Below are 17,397 nucleotides of genomic sequence, written 5' to 3' on the forward strand. Positions count from 1 at the left end.
AAAGAGTTGTGTTCAGAAGAAATCCATGTTCACTGTTGAAAATGACGGATTCTATCTGTAATATTAGAAGGTGCTAAACAATTTAAGAATAATACCATACTTAGCTTTCTGCATCTATACTGAAACAGTTCTATATGATATGTGGGAATAAGAACCAATTTTACATATGATATAGGAGGAAAAGAAGGGAAAGCTAAAGTTATAGACTAATTAGGAGGTTCCGCAATTTGCGACGTACATTATATCGACTTATGATCGAACTTACAAATGGTCGTTTTACTTCTTATATATTACGTAAATTTGCACAATCTCGTTTAAGCTCTATCATTATTCCATCGTATGCGAAAGTGTTTCAAATTAATCAAGATGAGATGGAAAAGGGTTTGAAGGAATATAGAACATTGCATGAATTATTTACGCGTAAGCTAAAAGAAGGAAAGCGTAGTATTGATACAGCTGCATCGAGTATTGTTAGTCCTGTTGATGGTGTTTTTGCTGATCACGGTCCTATTGAGGAGACAAAAACATTTGATATTAAAGGCAAGCGTTATTCGATTGTGGATATGCTAGGTAATGAAGAACGTGCACAGCGATATGCAGGTGGTACATACATGGTTATTTATTTAAGCCCAAGTCATTATCATCGTATTCATAGTCCGCTTTCTGGTTCTGTGACTGAAAGATTTGTACTCGGTAGAAAATCATATCCGGTAAATGCAGCTGGTATGGAATACGGGAAAGAACCATTGTCAAAAAATTATCGTTCTGTTACAGAAGTGAATAGTGACGGTGAACATATGGCGCTTGTAAAAGTAGGAGCTATGTTTGTAAATAGTATTGAGCTGCTGCATGAAAGAGACACTGTTCAAAAAGGTGAAGAAATGGCATACTTTACATTCGGCTCAACGGTTGTGTTATTGTTTGAAAAAGATATGATAGAAGTAGCGCAAGAATTGAAGAGTGGACAAGAACTTCGCCTTGGTGAAAAAATTGCTACTCGATTGGCTCATAAGTAAAAAAGATTTTATAACTGTAAGCAAGATTTATGGACAAAGATGCGTAATGATGAAATTCCCTAGATGGGAGTACTTGTTTATTCGAGAGCCATCGCAGGATGGCTCTTTTTACAAGTTAGTTACTTAAAATTTCACTTTATATGTAATCAAGACGATTTGACGAGCTTGTCCTCTAATGAGCGTCTAATAATTTCTTGTTTTATAAGTAAAATGAAGTCGGGATTTAATTTTAGTTCTTTTGCTTTATAATAAGACTCAGTGAGTAACTCAGTAGATAACTGTTCCATATGTTTTGTTTTCAAGGTGAGTCACCTCCTAATAATATAAGGATTGATTCGTTGTTGCATTTAATGTACCAAAAAAATATGACAGTCACAAACGAGTGGTTATCCACATACCTAGGTGGATAAAATGTGTATAGATTGTTAGTAAATTCCAAATTAACTGAAAAATTAATGTGGAAAATGTGTACAATTTTATCCACAGGCCATATATCGAAATATGTTGTCGAAAAATTTTTATGAAAACTCCTCAAAGAGGTGAAAGAAATTGAAACTATTTTTACCAAATGAATATGTGAAAAATGTATATCATGTTCAACCAGAAGATTTGAAAAAACGTGGAATTAAAGGTGTTATTACTGATTTAGATAACACTTTAATTGAATGGGATCGTCCAAATGCAACGCCACAACTTGAAGAATGGTTTTTGAAAATGAAAGAGCAAGGCATTCAAGTAACGGTCGTTTCAAATAATAATGAGCAACGAGTGAAAGACTTTGCTGATCCATTAGGCATTCCATTTATTCATAGTGCACGTAAGCCATTTGTCCGTGCGTTTAAGCGTGCGATACAAGACATGCAGTTGCAGCCAGATGAAGTTGTAGTAATTGGAGATCAATTACTAACGGATGTGCTAGGTGGAAACCGAGTTGGACTTCATACAATTTTAGTTGTACCAGTAGCACAAACGGACGGATTAGTAACGCGCTTTAATCGAAAAATTGAACGAAGAATCATGAGAAACATGAAGAAAAAAGGTTTAATTAACTGGGAGGAATAAAGTTTGACTGAAACAATTAAATGTATTGGTTGCGGTGTAGAAATTCAAACAGAAGATAAAAATGAAGTGGGATATGCTCCTGCCTCATCTTTAGAAAAAGAACAAGTCATTTGTCAACGTTGTTTTCGATTGAAACATTATAACGAAATTCAAGATGTATCATTAACAGATGATGATTTCCTACGTATTCTAAACGGTATTGGAAAATCAGATGCGTTAGTAGTTAAGATTGTAGATATTTTTGATTTTAATGGTAGCTGGTTACCTGGCTTACATCGTTTCGTGGGAAATAATAAAGTATTACTTGTTGGGAATAAAGCTGATTTAATTCCTAAGTCAGTAAAACATGATAAAGTAAAGCATTGGATGCGCTATAGTGCAAAGCAGCTAGGATTAAAGCCAGAAGATGTCTTTTTAATTAGTGCAGCAAAGGGACAAGGGATTGCTGAGCTGGCAGATGCGATTGAGTATTACCGCGGCGGAAAAGATGTTTACGTTGTTGGATGTACAAATGTAGGGAAATCAACATTTATTAATCGTATGATTAAAGAATTTAGTGATGAGACTGAAAATGTAATTACAACATCTCATTTCCCAGGAACAACGCTTGATTTAATTGATATCCCGTTAGACGAAGAATCTTCTTTATATGATACGCCAGGTATTATTAACCACCATCAAATGGCTCATTATGTTGGAAAACAAAGCTTAAAGCTTATTACACCAACAAAAGAAATTAAGCCGATGGTATTCCAATTAAATGAAGAACAAACATTGTTCTTTAGCGGACTGGCACGTTTTGATTACGTAAGTGGCGGTCGTCGCGCATTTACTTGTCACTTCTCAAATCGTTTAACAATCCATCGTACGAAGCTTGAGAAAGCAGATGAATTGTATAAAAATCATGCAGGGGATTTACTAAGCCCGCCAACACCAGAAGAATTAGAAAATATGCCAGAGCTAGTGAAATACGAGTTTAATATTCGTGAACCAAAAACGGATGTTGTATTCTCTGGATTAGGATGGGTTACTGTGAACGAACCGGGAGCAAAAATTGTTGCACACGTACCAAAAGGAGTAAGTGTTTCATTGCGTAAATCTTTAATTTAATATGGAGAGGGATTTATGAAACAATTATATGGTGTAATCGGAAATCCAATTGGACATTCATTATCACCCGTTATGCATAACGATGCATTTGAACACTTGAATATGGATGCCCATTATCATGCCTTTCTTGTTAAAGAGGAAGTGCTAGGGGAAGCAGTAAGAGGTTTAAAAGCGTTAGGTATTTCAGGATTTAATGTAACAACTCCGCACAAAGTTGCGATTATGGATTATTTGGATGAGATTGACCCGCTAGCAAAACAAATTGGTGCAGTAAATACGGTGGTTCATAAGGATGGGAAATTGATTGGCTACAATACAGATGGAATTGGTTTTGTCCGAGCACTGCAATCCATTAGTAGTGAACCACTTCAAGAGAAACGTATTTTATTACTTGGCGCAGGCGGTGCTAGTCGAGCTATTTATTTTTCACTTGCTGATGTAGGTGTGAAAGAGATTGATGTAGCGAATCGTACGGTAGATAAGGCGAAGGAACTTATTACTGCATGTAAGGCTACTGTCCATTCTGTTGCTTTATCGCTAGAGAAAGCAACAGAAGAACAAGGGAATTATGATATTATCATTCAGACGACAACAATAGGTATGCATCCACGCGTCGAACATACGCCGTTACAAATTTCTTCGTTGAATAAGGGAACGATTGTATCAGATATAATTTATAATCCATTTGAAACGAAAATTTTATGTGAGGCGAAAGAGCAAGGTGCAATGATTCAAAATGGTATTGATATGTTTGTTTATCAAGGAGCGCTTGCATTTGAAATGTGGACAGGGCGTACGCCAAATATCGAACGAATGAAACAATTAGTTATAAGAAAGCTTGGAGGCTAACATATATGTTAACAGGAAAACAAAAAAGATTTTTACGTGCACAGGCACATCATTTAACACCAATTTTTCAAGTAGGAAAAGGCGGAGTAAATGAAAATATGATTAAACAAATCGCAGATACTTTAGAAGCTCGTGAGCTATTTAAAGTAAGTGTGCTACAAAACTGTGAATTCGATCGCCGTGAAGTTGCAGAAGAACTTGCAAAAGGTGCACGTGCTGAAATCGTTCAAGTAATTGGAAGCACAATCGTTTTATACAAAGAGTCAAGAGAAAATAAACAAATTAAGCTTCCTCGATAAAAAGATTAGCATGCGCTATTTTTATCGTTGATGCGTAATGATGTAGAGAGCGAAACCAATTGAACTTTTATTAATAGCAACTCTCTTCTGTTAGGAATGAAGAGAGTTGCTGTACGTAAAAGGAAGGGGCGTTTCTTTTGAGGAAAATTGGCATCATTGGCGGTACATTTGATCCGCCACATTATGGACATTTGCTCATTGCAAATGAAGTATATCATGCTTTGAATTTAGAAGAAGTATGGTTCTTACCGAACCAAATTCCGCCGCATAAACAAGGGCGGAATATTACAAGTGTAGAAAGTCGTTTGCAAATGTTAGAGCTTGCGACTGAGGAAGAGGAACATTTTTCTATTTGTTTAGAAGAGCTAAGCAGGAAGGGCCCATCTTATACGTATGACACTATGCTACAATTGACGAAGAAGCATCCGGATGTGCAGTTTCATTTTATTATTGGTGGAGATATGGTTGAGTATTTGCCGAAGTGGTATAACATTGAAATGTTACTTGATCTTGTAACGTTTGTTGGGGTTGCAAGACCTGGGTATACATTGCATACACCTTATCCTATCACTACTGTGGAAATTCCGGAGTTTGCTGTTTCTTCATCTTTATTACGTGAGAGATATAAAGAGAAGAAAACATGTAAATATTTACTTCCTGAAAAAGTACAGGTATATATCGAGAGGAATGGGTTGTATGAATCGTGAGAAAGCACTTCATATTGTGAAACAACAAATGCATGAAAAACGTTATATACACACAATTGGTGTAATGGAAACAGCAATTGAACTTGCTAAGTTATACGGTGTGGATGAAAAAAAAGCTGAAGTTGCAGCTATATTTCATGATTATGCGAAGTGTAGAGCGATTTCAGAGATGGAAGAGATCATTAAAAGTGAAGATTTGCCGAAAGATTTACTTTGTTATAACAAAGAGTTATGGCATGCACCTGTTGGGGCATACTTAGTAGAAAAAGAAGTAGGTATTACAGATCCTGAAATCCTGCAAGCTATTACATATCATACAAGTGGTCATGAGAAAATGACGATGTTAGATAAAGTAATTTATGTAGCTGATTACATTGAGCCTGGGCGAAAGTTTCCAGGGGTGGAGGAAGCTCGTAAACTCGCATATACGGATATAGATCAAGCTTTATTATTTGCGCTAAAGAGAACAATTCAATTTTTAATGGAAAAAGATCAAACGATTTATCCATTAACATTCCAAACATACAATGCAGTTATCAAGGAGGAAATGAGTAAATGAAAGATAAAGATTTATTAGTATTAGCAGCAAAAGCAGCTGATGATAAGAGAGCGGAAGATATGGTTGTCCTAAATATGCAAGGTATTTCACCAATTGCAGATTATTTCATTATTTGTCACGGTAACTCAGATAAGCAAGTGCAAGCAATTGCGCGTGAAATTAAAGCGAAAGCACACGAGTTCCAAATCGACGTACAACGTATGGAAGGTTTTGACGAAGCTCGCTGGGTATTAGTTGACCTTGGAGATGTAGTTGCTCATGTATTCCATAAAGATGAGCGTAATCACTATAATTTAGAGCGTCTATGGGGCGATGTGCCACGTGAAGATATTACAGAAGAGTTAGGCCAATGAACTACGAGCAATTTGCGTTGCTGTACGATGAACTAATGAATGATGTCCCCTATGATAAATGGGTGGAATTCACAGAGGAAAGCTTACAGCAAGCGGATGTGAAAGAGGCGAAGATTCTTGATGTAGCATGCGGTACTGGTAATGTAGCGCTTCCGCTTGTACAAAAGGGTTACGATGTAATCGGTGTCGATCTTTCGGAAGAAATGTTAGCAGTCGCACAGCAAAAACTAGGCGAGGCAGGATATTTTATTCCTTTTTACCAACAAGACATGCGAGAGCTTGATGTTCCAGGTGAGTTTGACTGTGTAACGATCTTTTGTGATTCATTAAACTATGTATTGCAAGAAGATGGAGTGCAAGAAACATTCCGAAGAGTGTTTCATCATTTACGTCAAGATGGTTTGTTTTTATTTGATGTACATTCTTTATATAAAATACATCATGTATTTCAAAATGAAACATACACAGTGAATGGAGAAGAAATATCTCTTATTTGGAATTGCTTCCCTGGTGAAGATTCAAACAGTGTAGAACATGATTTAACATTCTTTGTTCAAGACCCAGAAGAAGATGTGTACCATCGTTTTGACGAATGTCACGTACAACGTGCATATCCGGTTGAAGAGTTAACGAAATGGCTTGAAGAAGCTGGTTTTACAGTGCTTCGTGTAACTGGTGACTTTGAGCGACTTGAAGTTACAGAACAAACAGAGCGTATTTTCTTCATGGCGAAGAAAAACGGATAAAACAAAAGCAACCGAGAAGGTTGCTTTTGTTTTGTAAAGAAGCTGTAATTTTAGTTCTAGGATAATAAGAAGATGATATAAGTAAAGTGTAAAAATGCTAGTTTAAGTGAAAGTGTAATGTAAAAAATTAAGTATTTATAAAAAGGATTTGGAATGACGATGACGTATTTATTATGTGTGTTTATTGAATTGCTGATCAACGCATTTTAAATCTTCATCAAATTTCTCGTGTGTCCGCTCGATTAATTTATGAAACATATCCCCAACATGTTCTTCTAAAACCCGAATGCCTTCTCCTGTAACGCCGCCTTTCACACATACTTTTTCTTGTAAAGTAGGCAATGTGAAAATCCCTTTTTCGAGTAGTTTCCCCATTCCGACGACCATTTCACTTACTAAAGTAGTGGCTTCCTCATGTGTAATATTTGTTTTATCTACAGCAGCATTAATGAAACATTGTAATAAATAACTAAAGAATGCAGGGCCGCAGCTTGCTATATCAGATGAAACGCGCGTTATATCTTCTTCTATTACAAGGGGAGTAGAAATGTTTTTGAATAAGCGAAATAGTTTTTGTTGCCATTCTTCAGAGCAGTTACTTCCAAATGTAAATAGTGATGCGCCGGATAGGGCGCGGTTTGTAATGCTCGGAATAATACGAGCAACATGGCAAGGTACAAGTGTCTCTAATTGTGATGGAGATATTGGACTTGTGATAGAAACTAAGCACTTTTCATCAGAAAAATGTTCAGCGTATTTTTGTAAGATTGGGTATATATCTATCGGCTTTACACAAATAAAAATAAGATGTGATCGTTCGATTGCCTCATCAATAGTTTTGGCTATATGAACAGAAGGGTATTTTTCCTTTATATGATATGCTTTGGCGGGCGTTCGATTAATGATCGTAAGGCACGAAGGTTTGACAGCACGGGTTTCTAAAAATGCATCGATTAGTATATTCCCCATGTTTCCTGTCCCTATAATTCCTATGTTCAATGTTTCATCCCTCCTTCGTAACAGCTTTCTCCTAAACAATATGAATGATGTTATAAATTTATGATTAGAGGTGAAAAATGATGTGGGATTTTCCAAAGAAATGGTTAGGATTAGCAGCTATTATTGGAACTGTGCTTTTTCTTATTTTCTGGAAAACGAACGAGCATACAGAGCGATCAGCTATTGCAACGGATGTTCAAGCGAAAGATATGGAGAAGAAAAGTAAACCGAAAATATCGGATACAAAGCAGCAGAAAAAAATAATTGTAATTGATATGAAAGGGGCTGTTGTTAAAGAAGGGGTGTATGAAATGAAAGAAGGGGACCGGGTCAAGGATGCCATTGAAAAAGCAGGTGGTTTTTTGCCTGAGGCAGATAGGATGAAGGTAAATTTAGCGCAAATGGTACAAGACCAAATGCTTCTTTATGTACCGAATAAAAACGAACAAGTGCAAGAAATAGCTGCTGTTTCAAAGGGAGAGGGAAAAGTTCAAATAAATGCAGCTTCTAAAGAACAACTTGAAAAAATTACAGGTATTGGTTCTCGGAAAGCAGAAAGTATTTTGAAATATCGAGAGGAACATGGTCCGTTTCAAAAAATAGAAGATTTGTTAGAGATTGATGGGATTGGTGTGAAGTCTTTGGAGAAAATAAAAGATCAAATTATTATTCCGTAAAAGATTGACGAAGTTTTTCTTCATTCGCTACACTACAAGTAGACAAAAAAGTAGGTGAAGAATATGGAACGAATTTCATGGGATCAATATTTTATGACGCAAAGCCATTTGTTATCTTTACGTAGTACATGTACAAGGCTTGCAGTAGGAGCGACAATTGTTCGTGATAAACGAATTATTGCTGGTGGATATAATGGTTCAATTAAAGGTGGCGTACATTGTATAGATGATGGATGCTACGTTATTGATAATCATTGTGTTCGTACAATTCATGCAGAAATGAATGCTTTATTACAGTGTGCAAAATTTGGCGTGAAAACGGAGGAAGCGGAAATTTATGTTACGCATTTTCCTTGTTTACAATGTTGTAAGGCGATTATTCAAAGTGGTATTACAGCAGTTTATTATGCACAGGATTATAAAAATCATCCGTATGCTGTAGAGTTATTTGAAAAAGCGAATGTAACGGTGAAACACGTTCCACTAGAATATGATATTGCAGCATTAGAGGATCAAAAGCGTCATATGGAGTTAAAAGAACTATTTGCATCTTTAGAAAAAGAGAACTTATCAATGGAAGAATTACAGCATGTATTCACGAAAGCAAAAATGATGCTATAAGGAGTGAGTATGAGTTGCAAGGACAATGGGGCTATGTTGCAATCTCATTTATAATAGGGATTGCAATTGCCTTCTCTTCTTCAGTTGTATGGCTGACTTGTTGTCTCGTTCTAAATGTTTTCTTTTGTTTGTATCGTACTCCGCGTAAAACTTTCTTTTATTGTATGGTAGCGTGTTTAAGTGGCGCTATGTACACCACGTATGTTCAAGGGCAAAACAAGCCTCTGGGAGAGTCCTACGAAGCTACAAGAGGAGTGATACATAATACACCTCTTATTAACGGAGATCGCCTCTCATTTCAAGTTGAAGATCAGAATAAAAATATAGTGCAGTTAAGTTACAAAATGAAATCAGCCTTGGAAAAGAAACAAATGCGACAATTACATGCAGGAGTATCATGTGTATTCGAAGGTGAGAGGAAAGAACCGCAAATAGCTCGGAATTTCCATGGGTTTAATTATCGTGATTATTTATATAAGCAAAATATTCATTTCATATTGGACGCTACATATATTTCTGAATGCCATAAAACATCGTTGTCACTCGTGCAATGGATTCTTCTCTTGAGGCAACAAGCAATCTCAGAAGTTGCAGAAATGTTTCCAGAGCAATCAGGCGCTTTTATGAATGCGTTAGTATTTGGTGATAGACAACAAATGACATTTGAAGTTGAAGAGCAATATCAACAATTCGGTCTCGTGCATTTATTGGCGATTTCAGGATCGCATATCGTATTGTTAATGGTAATCGTGTATTTTATTTTGCTAAGAAGTGGTGTGACAAGGGAGGTAGCAACGGTATGTCTTATCTTCTGTATTCCTCTGTATATGATTTTAGCAGGAGCGTCACCATCTGTTATAAGAGCTTCTATAACAGGAGTTTTTATGTTAATTGCTTTTATGTGTTCTATTCGTTTATCTAGCTTAGATGCTTTAAGTATAACAGCTATATGTATGCTTATATTTGATCCATATCTCGTGTTTAATATTGGCTTTCAGTTTTCTTTCGTCGGTAGTTTTGCTTTACTTTTATCTGCCCCGCTTTTACTAGAGAGTGGTAATGGAGTAATTCGAAATTCTATTTATATTTCTTTCATTTCACAGCTCGTTAGTACTCCGATTTTGTTATATCACTTCGGTTATTTTTCTCCATATAGTATTTTCTTAAATATCCTATACGTTCCGTTTTTATCTCTCGTTGTATTGCCGTGCAGTATTGTTATTTTGATATGTATACCGGTCATCCCGTTTCTTGCAAAAAGGCTTGCGAATGTACTATCAATAGGTTTGAATCTTTCTAATGATTTTTTAAGTTATTGTGAAAACTTACCATTTACCCGTCTTAATTTCGGACAAACGTCTATACTTCTTGTGGTCTTATATTGCGTGAGTATTATTAGTATATTGATGGTTTGGGAAAGGCGAATGGCGAAGGGAATTCTGTTTATATCTGCAGGCGTATTTCTTTTTATCAGTACATGCCATTATGTATATCCGTATTTTCGAGAAAGTGGGAGTGTTACCTTTCTCGATGTTGGACAGGGAGATGCAATATTAATTCGCCTTCCGTATGATCAAGAGATTTACCTTATTGATACTGGTGGAACAATTCGGCCAAACAAGGAAGAATGGCAACGGAAAAAGCATGAATTTTCTGTCGGAAATGATATTTTGATTCCTTATTTACAAAAGGAAGGTATTAAAAAGATCGATAAATTAATTATAACGCATGGAGATGCGGATCATATAGGTGCTGCGCAACAGTTATTATCAAATATAACCGTAAAAGAAGTTGTATTTGGTCGAAAGGAACAAGATGCGGAATTAGAAAAAATAGTAAAGAAACAGGCTTTAGAAAAGAAAGTGAAAATAAGAGAAGTGAGAGAAGGAGAAAGTTGGAGCATAAATGGAGCGGAATTTTTCGTATTAGCGCCAACAGGAAAGGAGAGCAGTGAAAATAACGCTTCAATTGTAATGTTGGCAAAATTAGGAGGACTAACGTGGTTGTTTACAGGTGATTTAGAAGAAGAAGGCGAGAAGTTTTTAGTAGCTACGTATCCAGAGTTGCGAGCGGATGTTTTAAAGGTTGCTCATCATGGAAGTAATACGTCATCTACAACGCCTTTTCTGAGCGTCGTACAGCCTAATATAGCGGTTATTTCTGTCGGTGAGCGTAATAGGTATGGGCACCCTCATAAGGACGTTATAGAGCGTTTTGAGAAGAGGGGGATTGAAATATGGCGTACGGATAAGCAAGGGGCTATCTCCTATGTTTTTAAAGGGGAAAACGGAACCTTTCGCAGCAAAATCACATATGATGAAACACATAATAGATAAAAAAGACTGCCAGTAAGCAGCAGTCTTTAAGAACCGATAAATTTAATAACAGTTGCAATGATGAAAAGTGTTGCGAAAAAACCAAATGAGACGATAAATCCTACCCCTGAATCAATAGCGTCATTGCGTTTACTTTGAACGTTTTGTTCAAAATCATTCATTTAGAATCCCTCCCCAACATTCCACTTTAGTATAAAATATTGTCAGAAAAAAATCTACAATTTCCATATGAAGAGAAATATAGCGTTTTTACTACTTTTAGATCATGAAGTAATGTGAATTTTTGTTTCCAAGCATGTTAACAGTTGGCACTTATACTCGAATTTTTATTGCGAATAATAAAGGGAAGGTGATTACCGCACACCAATAAGAAACCCGGGGCTTATTGCGTGGCGTTTAATATAAATAAAGGGACGGGTTATATTGCCTGTTCCTTTGTACTTGTAAAACAAAAGCTAGGGCATTAGTATAAATATATATTGCCAAGTTAGGGAGTAGGAAAAAGTATGAGTGATATACATAAAAAGATTAAAAAGAAGCAGTTTGCTCCGTTATATTTACTATATGGAACAGAAGCGTTTTTTATAAATGAAACGATAAAGCTTATTACAACAGAAGCGCTTGAAGAGGAAGATCGCGAGTTTAATGTTGTGACATATGATTTAGAAGAAGCATATTTAGAAGATGTGGTTGAGGATGCACGTACACTTCCTTTTTTCGGAGAACGTAAAGTGTTATTAATAAAATCACCACTCTTTTTAACTTCACAAAAAGAAAAGTTAGAACAAAATATAAAAATTTTAGAAGAATATATTGGGGAACCTTCTCCCTTTTCTATTCTTGTTTTTGTTGCGCCTTACGAAAAGCTGGATGAACGAAAAAAAATTACAAAACTATTAAAGAAAACAGCGGATGTAGTAGAAGCGAATGCAATGCAAGTGCAGGATGTTCAGAAGTGGATTGTTGCTCGGGCAGATGAAGTGCATGTGCATATTGATCATGCGGCTGTTAGTTTGTTGTTAGAGCTTGTGGGAAGTAATGTAACGATGTTGGCGAAGGAAATGGACAAGTTAACGTTATATGTCGGTATGGGCGGAGATATTACACCGAAACTCGTTGCAGAGCTTGTGCCAAAATCAGTTGAACAAAATGTGTTTGCTTTGACAGAAAAAGTGGTGAAAAAAGATATCGCGGGTGCGATGCAAATTTTGGATGGATTATTTACGCAGCAGGAGGAACCTATTAAATTGCTTGCGTTATTAGTAAGTCAATTCCGTTTACTGCATCAAGTGAAAGAGTTACAGCAGCGTGGTTACGGTCAAAATCAAATCGCGTCTCATATTGGTGTGCATCCATATCGTGTAAAATTAGCGATGAATCAAACGAAGTTTTTCTCTTTTGAAGAATTAAAAAAAGTGATAATGGAATTAGCGGAAGCTGATTATAGTATGAAAACGGGAAAAATGGATAAGAAACTTGTGCTCGAGTTTTTCTTAATGCGGTTAAATCATATGTGATGAAACAAAAAAAGTTCACGTGCTAAGAGCGTGAACTTTTTTGTATATAAAAAAACGATCCGAATGGATCGTTTTTTAAACGCCTTACGCGTTTACTTGTTTCGCTAAGCGAGATTTTTGACGAGCTGCAGCGTTTTGGTGGATAAGACCTTTACGAGCTGCTTTGTCAAGTTTTTTAGAAGCAGTTTTGAAAGCTTCTTTAGCATTTTCAAGATCGTTATTAGTAACTAAAGCTTCTACAGTTTTAACAGCAGAACGCATGTCAGACTTGATAGAAGCGTTATGTGCACGACGCTCTTCGCTAAGTTTAGCGCGTTTGATAGCAGATTTGATGTTTGCCATACTTTTCACCTCCCTGGTGCAATCGAATGACTCGATTCTTAACATAGAACAAGTGATATTCTATCAAACGGTGAAGAGAATTGCAATAGTATATCTATGAAATTTCACGTAAAGGAAAGAATGACCTTATATAACTTTGGGAAATCTAACGATATTTACTATGAATGACGGAGGAGATACGATGAAAGAACCATTAGATTTAAGTAAATATAGTGTTAGAACGGACCTTGCTGTAGAGGCGCATCAAATGCTGCAAGAGCGTCAAGAAGAGCAAAAAGGGATAGAAGGCGTTATTGTAAAAGAGAGGGAAGAAGAAGGTATTACCGTTACAAAAGTTACAATTGATGAAGCTGCCTCTGACTCGATGGGTAAAAAACCTGGAAATTATTTAACGCTTGAAGTACAAGGTATACGTCAACAAGATACGGAGCTGCAACAAAAAGTAGAGCGTATTTTTGCAAAAGAATTTTCTTATTTCTTAGAAGAGGTTGGCGTTACGAAAGAAGCGAGTTGTTTAATTGTTGGTCTTGGAAATTGGAATGTAACGCCGGATGCGCTTGGACCGATAGTTGTAGAAAATGTATTGGTAACGAGACATTTGTTTCAATTGCAGCCTGAAAGTGTAGAAGAAGGGTTTAGGCCTGTTAGTGCAATTCGGCCGGGGGTAATGGGGATTACAGGGATTGAAACGAGCGATGTTATTTATGGAATCATTGAGAAGACAAAACCAGACTTTGTCATTGCAATTGATGCATTAGCTGCTCGTTCTATTGAAAGGGTAAATAGTACGATACAAATTTCTGATACAGGAATTCATCCTGGGTCGGGTGTTGGGAATAAACGTAAGGAACTCAGTAAAGAAACATTAGGTATTCCTGTTATCGCAATTGGTGTTCCGACTGTGGTGGATGCCGTTTCGATTACAAGCGATACAATTGATTTTATTTTGAAACATTTTGGCCGGGAGATGAAAGAAGGAAATAAACCTTCCCGATCTTTGTTGCCGGCTGGTTTTACATTTGGAGAAAAGAAAAAATTAACAGAAGAGGATATGCCGGATGAAAAGAGCCGGAATATGTTTTTAGGTGCTGTAGGTACACTGGGAGATGAAGAGAAGAGAAAATTAATTTATGAAGTGTTATCTCCTCTTGGTCATAATTTAATGGTGACTCCGAAAGAAGTAGATGCCTTCATAGAGGATATGGCAAATGTAATAGCAAGTGGTTTAAATGCAGCGCTGCATCATCAAATTGACCAAGATAATACAGGAGCATATACACATTGATGGGAAGTGACGATAATCATGTAAGTCGCTTTTCGCTTTTATGTATATGTAGTGTGGCTATATGCTTACTTATGGTAATAGCAGGGGTGGCACTTGCAAATCATGGGTTGAAAAGTATGAAAGGTTATCAGCAAATGTCGTATGAACAAATCGCTCATATGACAGGAACAAAAGGTGAGGCCACTGAATCAGAAACTTTGGAGAGTTCGTTTTCCGCTACTGAAAAACAAAAACAATTAGAAAGCTTAAAAAGTTTTAATATTGTAGAAGGAATGGGTATGGCGATAGCAAGCGTTGCCTATGAAATAACAAAGTTTGGAACAGATATAGTTGTTGGGAAAGTAAAAGGGTTTTTTAGTTAAGAGTCAAACGGAGGACGGTTGTTTTACAGGTTTGTAAGACAGCCGTTCTTTAATTTGAAAAAGGTTTGTCTCTTATGGTTTGTTCGCATAAGATATAAATAGAATGATTTGTATCGTAAGCAGCACGAGTTTTCATTGAATCTTTGCTGCTCTATTGATATAATCAGTGCTAGTGTATATTGGCGAGACTATTAGGAGTTGAGAACATAGATGAACAAAGAAGAAAGAGCAAAAAGACAGTCCAAAATTCGTAATTTCTCTATCATTGCTCATATTGACCACGGAAAGTCAACGTTAGCAGACCGTATTTTAGAGAAAACAAACGCGTTAACACAACGTGAAATGAAAGCTCAGTTGCTTGACTCTATGGATTTAGAGCGTGAGCGTGGTATTACAATTAAATTAAACGCAGTACAATTAAACTATAAAGCAAAAGACGGCGAAGAATATATTCTGCACTTAATTGATACACCAGGACACGTCGACTTTACGTACGAAGTATCTCGTAGTTTAGCGGCTTGTGAAGGTGCAATTCTTGTAGTAGATGCAGCGCAAGGTATTGAAGCGCAAACGTTAGCGAACGTATACTTAGCGCTTGATAACAATTTAGAAATTTTACCGGTTATTAATAAAATCGACTTACCAAGTGCAGACCCAGAGCGTGTACGCCAAGAGGTGGAAGATGTAATTGGGTTAGATGCATCAGAAGCTGTACTTGCTTCTGCAAAAGCTGGGATTGGTATCGAAGAGATTCTAGAACAAATCGTTGAAAAAGTGCCAGCACCAACAGGTGATTCAGAAGAACCGTTACAATGTATGATCTTTGACTCTTTATATGATCCATACCGCGGTGTAATTGCGTATATCCGTGTTGTAAATGGAACGGTAAAAGTTGGCGATAAAGTACGTATGATGGCAACTGGAAAAGAATTTGAAGTAACAGAAGTAGGTGTGTTTACACCGAAAACTACGCAACGTGATGAGTTAACAGTAGGTGATGTAGGTTTCTTAGCGGCATCGATTAAAAATGTTGGTGACACACGCGTTGGTGATACGATTACACATGCGAAACGTCCAGCAGCTGAGCCATTACCTGGTTACCGTAAATTAAATCCAATGGTATTCTGTGGTCTGTACCCGATTGACTCTGCACGTTACAACGACTTACGTGATGCGCTAGAGAAATTAGAATTAAACGATTCTGCTCTTGAGTTTGAGCCAGAAACATCTCAAGCGCTAGGATTTGGTTTCCGTTGTGGATTCTTAGGACTTCTTCATATGGAAATCATTCAAGAGCGTATTGAACGTGAATTTAAAATTGATTTAATTACAACAGCGCCAAGTGTTATTTATAAAGTATTCTTAACGAATGGTGAAGACATGATTGTCGATAACCCGTCTAATATGCCGGATCCACAGACAATTGATCGTGTTGAAGAGCCATTTGTTAAAGCGGCAATTATGGTTCCGAATGACTATGTTGGAGCTGTAATGGAAATTTGCCAAGGTAAACGCGGAACGTTTATTGATATGCAATATTTAGATGAAACGCGTGTTACATTGACATATGAAATCCCATTATCAGAAATCGTATATGACTTCTTCGATCAGTTGAAATCAAATACGAAAGGATATGCATCATTTGATTATGAGTTAATTGGTTACAAACCATCTAAACTTGTGAAAATGGATATTCTTTTAAATTCTGAGCAAGTCGATGCTCTATCATTTATCGTACACCGTGATTCAGCGTATGACCGTGGTAAAGTAATCGTAGAAAAATTAAAAGAATTAATTCCAAGACAGCAGTTCGAAGTGCCAATTCAAGCGACGATCGGAAACAAAGTTGTAGCGCGTTCTACAATTAAGGCGATGCGTAAAAACGTACTTGCGAAATGTTACGGTGGTGACATTTCTCGTAAGCGTAAACTTCTTGATAAGCAAAAAGAAGGTAAAAAACGTATGAAGTCTGTTGGTTCTGTAGAAGTACCGCAAGAAGCATTCATGGCTGTACTGAAAATGGATGACAACTAATAGTTGGAATGAAAAAAGAAGTCGTTTATGCGACTTCTTTTTTACGTATAATTACTTTTTAGACATCTGAGTAGCTCTCATTTACAATAGTGAGAGAGCTTTTTAGTTCATATAGAGTTAGGAGTTTGTTAATGTCCGAAAATATTCGAAAAGATATTCAAGAAAAAATACAAAATGGCAATTTTAATTGTGAAAAGGAATTGACGCTTTCTATTATTAGTGGAAAGTGGAAAGTTGTAATATTATGGCATCTTGGTGTGGAAGGGCCTCATCGTTTTAGTGAATTACAACGATTATTTCCGAGCATTTCTCATAAAGTTTTGTCAAACCAATTAAAAGAGTTAATGGAAGATGGGATTGTTGATCGAACAGTATACCCAGAAATTCCTCCGCGAGTGGAATATTATATGACGGAATTAGGCATGTCGCTTTTACCAATCGTTGAAATGATGTATGATTGGGGAAAAATGCGAATGGAACAAATTCGTAATACGTTAGAGAAGTAAAAGAAGCCTCCCGAGCG

Annotated in this window: 21 protein-coding genes; 17 read left to right on the forward strand and 4 right to left on the reverse strand. The window is 36.6% G+C overall.

From position 1 onward, the window contains the following. The first annotated feature begins 227 nt into the window (after positions 1–227). Positions 228–1,016, forward strand: a complete 789-nt coding sequence (locus LMD38_RS05300) for a phosphatidylserine decarboxylase (RefSeq protein WP_062821266.1) — start codon at positions 228–230, stop codon at positions 1,014–1,016. 146 nt (positions 1,017–1,162) lie between these two features. Here the strand turns inward: LMD38_RS05300 and sda are convergent, their stop codons facing one another. Further along, positions 1,163–1,318: a sporulation histidine kinase inhibitor Sda gene (sda, locus tag LMD38_RS05305; RefSeq protein ID WP_000850094.1), complete on the reverse strand. Its 156-nt coding sequence runs from the start codon at positions 1,316–1,318 to the stop codon at positions 1,163–1,165. A gap of 247 nt (positions 1,319–1,565) precedes the next feature. Between sda and LMD38_RS05310 the strand changes: the two genes are divergently transcribed. From LMD38_RS05310 to LMD38_RS05345, 8 genes are all read left to right on the forward strand, one after another. Continuing rightward, positions 1,566–2,078, forward strand: a complete 513-nt coding sequence (locus tag LMD38_RS05310; protein ID WP_000765306.1) for a YqeG family HAD IIIA-type phosphatase — start codon at positions 1,566–1,568, stop codon at positions 2,076–2,078. A gap of 3 nt (positions 2,079–2,081) precedes the next feature. Further along, a complete protein-coding gene (yqeH, locus tag LMD38_RS05315; protein WP_000140795.1) occupies positions 2,082–3,188 on the forward strand; it encodes a ribosome biogenesis GTPase YqeH in 1,107 nt (368 codons plus the stop codon). A gap of 15 nt (positions 3,189–3,203) precedes the next feature. Then, complete coding sequence (gene aroE / locus LMD38_RS05320) at positions 3,204–4,037, forward strand: shikimate dehydrogenase (RefSeq protein ID WP_000812093.1); 834 nt, start codon at positions 3,204–3,206, stop codon at positions 4,035–4,037. A 5-nt stretch (positions 4,038–4,042) separates the two neighbouring features. Beyond that, on the forward strand, positions 4,043–4,336 hold the full coding sequence (gene yhbY / locus LMD38_RS05325) for a ribosome assembly RNA-binding protein YhbY (protein WP_000955224.1): 294 nt from the start codon (positions 4,043–4,045) through the stop codon (positions 4,334–4,336). 137 nt (positions 4,337–4,473) lie between these two features. Further along, the gene (nadD, locus tag LMD38_RS05330; protein WP_061184083.1) at positions 4,474–5,043 is read left to right on the forward strand and encodes a nicotinate-nucleotide adenylyltransferase; all 570 of its coding nucleotides are present in this window, start codon (positions 4,474–4,476) and stop codon (positions 5,041–5,043) included. Next, positions 5,033–5,602, forward strand: coding sequence for a bis(5'-nucleosyl)-tetraphosphatase (symmetrical) YqeK (gene yqeK, locus LMD38_RS05335; RefSeq protein ID WP_001078362.1), 570 nt, complete (start codon positions 5,033–5,035; stop codon positions 5,600–5,602). The genes nadD and yqeK overlap by 11 nt, the downstream gene beginning before the upstream one ends. After that, positions 5,599–5,955, forward strand: a complete 357-nt coding sequence (gene rsfS / locus LMD38_RS05340) for a ribosome silencing factor (protein WP_000653200.1) — start codon at positions 5,599–5,601, stop codon at positions 5,953–5,955. Before yqeK ends, rsfS begins: the two co-directional genes overlap by 4 nt. After that, positions 5,952–6,701 carry a class I SAM-dependent DNA methyltransferase gene (locus tag LMD38_RS05345; RefSeq protein ID WP_061184082.1) on the forward strand — a complete coding sequence of 250 codons (750 nt, stop codon included), beginning with the start codon at positions 5,952–5,954 and terminating at the stop codon, positions 6,699–6,701. Before rsfS ends, LMD38_RS05345 begins: the two co-directional genes overlap by 4 nt. A gap of 171 nt (positions 6,702–6,872) precedes the next feature. Here LMD38_RS05345 and comER read toward each other — a convergent pair whose 3' ends face one another. Further along, on the reverse strand, positions 6,873–7,700 hold the full coding sequence (gene comER / locus LMD38_RS05350) for a late competence protein ComER (RefSeq protein ID WP_001020547.1): 828 nt from the start codon (positions 7,698–7,700) through the stop codon (positions 6,873–6,875). A 77-nt stretch (positions 7,701–7,777) separates the two neighbouring features. Here comER and LMD38_RS05355 point away from each other — a divergent pair, with 77 nt between their 5' ends. From LMD38_RS05355 to LMD38_RS05365, 3 genes are all read left to right on the forward strand, one after another. Further along, a complete protein-coding gene (locus tag LMD38_RS05355; protein WP_061184080.1) occupies positions 7,778–8,377 on the forward strand; it encodes a helix-hairpin-helix domain-containing protein in 600 nt (199 codons plus the stop codon). A 63-nt stretch (positions 8,378–8,440) separates the two neighbouring features. Then, entirely contained in the window at positions 8,441–8,998 is a 558-nt protein-coding gene (locus LMD38_RS05360) for a ComE operon protein 2 (RefSeq protein WP_000439783.1), read from the forward strand. A 14-nt stretch (positions 8,999–9,012) separates the two neighbouring features. Continuing rightward, positions 9,013–11,334, forward strand: coding sequence for a DNA internalization-related competence protein ComEC/Rec2 (locus tag LMD38_RS05365; protein WP_061184079.1), 2,322 nt, complete (start codon positions 9,013–9,015; stop codon positions 11,332–11,334). Positions 11,335–11,360: 26 nt separating this feature from the next. On the opposite strand, the gene LMD38_RS05370 is transcribed toward LMD38_RS05365, so the two are convergent. Next, positions 11,361–11,495 (reverse strand): YqzM family protein, encoded by a 135-nt coding sequence (locus tag LMD38_RS05370; RefSeq protein ID WP_000997609.1) that lies wholly within the window; start codon positions 11,493–11,495, stop codon positions 11,361–11,363. A gap of 345 nt (positions 11,496–11,840) precedes the next feature. Between LMD38_RS05370 and holA the strand changes: the two genes are divergently transcribed. Next, on the forward strand, positions 11,841–12,851 hold the full coding sequence (gene holA / locus LMD38_RS05375; protein WP_001279918.1) for a DNA polymerase III subunit delta: 1,011 nt from the start codon (positions 11,841–11,843) through the stop codon (positions 12,849–12,851). 84 nt (positions 12,852–12,935) lie between these two features. Here the strand turns inward: holA and rpsT are convergent, their stop codons facing one another. Beyond that, positions 12,936–13,193, reverse strand: a complete 258-nt coding sequence (rpsT, locus tag LMD38_RS05380; protein WP_001274011.1) for a 30S ribosomal protein S20 — start codon at positions 13,191–13,193, stop codon at positions 12,936–12,938. Positions 13,194–13,374: 181 nt separating this feature from the next. Here rpsT and gpr point away from each other — a divergent pair, with 181 nt between their 5' ends. The 4 genes from gpr to LMD38_RS05400 all read left to right on the forward strand — a co-directional run bounded on the left by gpr (position 13,375) and on the right by LMD38_RS05400 (position 17,380). Further along, positions 13,375–14,478: a GPR endopeptidase gene (gene gpr, locus LMD38_RS05385; RefSeq protein ID WP_000662630.1), complete on the forward strand. Its 1,104-nt coding sequence runs from the start codon at positions 13,375–13,377 to the stop codon at positions 14,476–14,478. After that, positions 14,478–14,840, forward strand: coding sequence for a YqxA family protein (locus LMD38_RS05390; protein WP_062821267.1), 363 nt, complete (start codon positions 14,478–14,480; stop codon positions 14,838–14,840). The genes gpr and LMD38_RS05390 overlap by 1 nt, the downstream gene beginning before the upstream one ends. 210 nt (positions 14,841–15,050) lie before the next feature. Further along, positions 15,051–16,874: an elongation factor 4 gene (lepA, locus tag LMD38_RS05395; RefSeq protein WP_001030957.1), complete on the forward strand. Its 1,824-nt coding sequence runs from the start codon at positions 15,051–15,053 to the stop codon at positions 16,872–16,874. 131 nt (positions 16,875–17,005) lie between these two features. Further along, the gene (locus tag LMD38_RS05400) at positions 17,006–17,380 is read left to right on the forward strand and encodes a winged helix-turn-helix transcriptional regulator (RefSeq protein WP_001293546.1); all 375 of its coding nucleotides are present in this window, start codon (positions 17,006–17,008) and stop codon (positions 17,378–17,380) included. The last annotated feature ends 17 nt before the right edge of the window (positions 17,381–17,397 follow it).

Source organism: Bacillus pacificus, from assembly GCF_020861345.1.
GTDB classification, from domain to species: domain Bacteria; phylum Bacillota; class Bacilli; order Bacillales; family Bacillaceae_G; genus Bacillus_A; species Bacillus_A pacificus.

Bases quoted from the DNA above. Each gene is read 5' to 3' on its own strand.
- aroE (WP_000812093.1), top strand. From the start codon at position 3,204: ATGAAACAATTATATGGTGTAATCGGAAATCCAATTGGACATTCATTA.
- yhbY (WP_000955224.1), top strand. From the start codon at position 4,043: ATGTTAACAGGAAAACAAAAAAGATTTTTACGTGCACAGGCACATCAT.
- yqeK (WP_001078362.1), top strand. From the start codon at position 5,033: ATGAATCGTGAGAAAGCACTTCATATTGTGAAACAACAAATGCATGAA.
- rsfS (WP_000653200.1), top strand. From the start codon at position 5,599: ATGAAAGATAAAGATTTATTAGTATTAGCAGCAAAAGCAGCTGATGAT.
- LMD38_RS05345 (WP_061184082.1), top strand. From the start codon at position 5,952: ATGAACTACGAGCAATTTGCGTTGCTGTACGATGAACTAATGAATGAT.
- LMD38_RS05355 (WP_061184080.1), top strand. From the start codon at position 7,778: ATGATGTGGGATTTTCCAAAGAAATGGTTAGGATTAGCAGCTATTATT.
- LMD38_RS05360 (WP_000439783.1), top strand. From the start codon at position 8,441: ATGGAACGAATTTCATGGGATCAATATTTTATGACGCAAAGCCATTTG.
- LMD38_RS05370 (WP_000997609.1), bottom strand. From the start codon at position 11,495: ATGAATGATTTTGAACAAAACGTTCAAAGTAAACGCAATGACGCTATT.
- holA (WP_001279918.1), top strand. From the start codon at position 11,841: ATGAGTGATATACATAAAAAGATTAAAAAGAAGCAGTTTGCTCCGTTA.
- rpsT (WP_001274011.1), bottom strand. From the start codon at position 13,193: ATGGCAAACATCAAATCTGCTATCAAACGCGCTAAACTTAGCGAAGAG.
- gpr (WP_000662630.1), top strand. From the start codon at position 13,375: ATGAAAGAACCATTAGATTTAAGTAAATATAGTGTTAGAACGGACCTT.
- LMD38_RS05390 (WP_062821267.1), top strand. From the start codon at position 14,478: ATGGGAAGTGACGATAATCATGTAAGTCGCTTTTCGCTTTTATGTATA.
- lepA (WP_001030957.1), top strand. From the start codon at position 15,051: ATGAACAAAGAAGAAAGAGCAAAAAGACAGTCCAAAATTCGTAATTTC.
- LMD38_RS05400 (WP_001293546.1), top strand. From the start codon at position 17,006: ATGTCCGAAAATATTCGAAAAGATATTCAAGAAAAAATACAAAATGGC.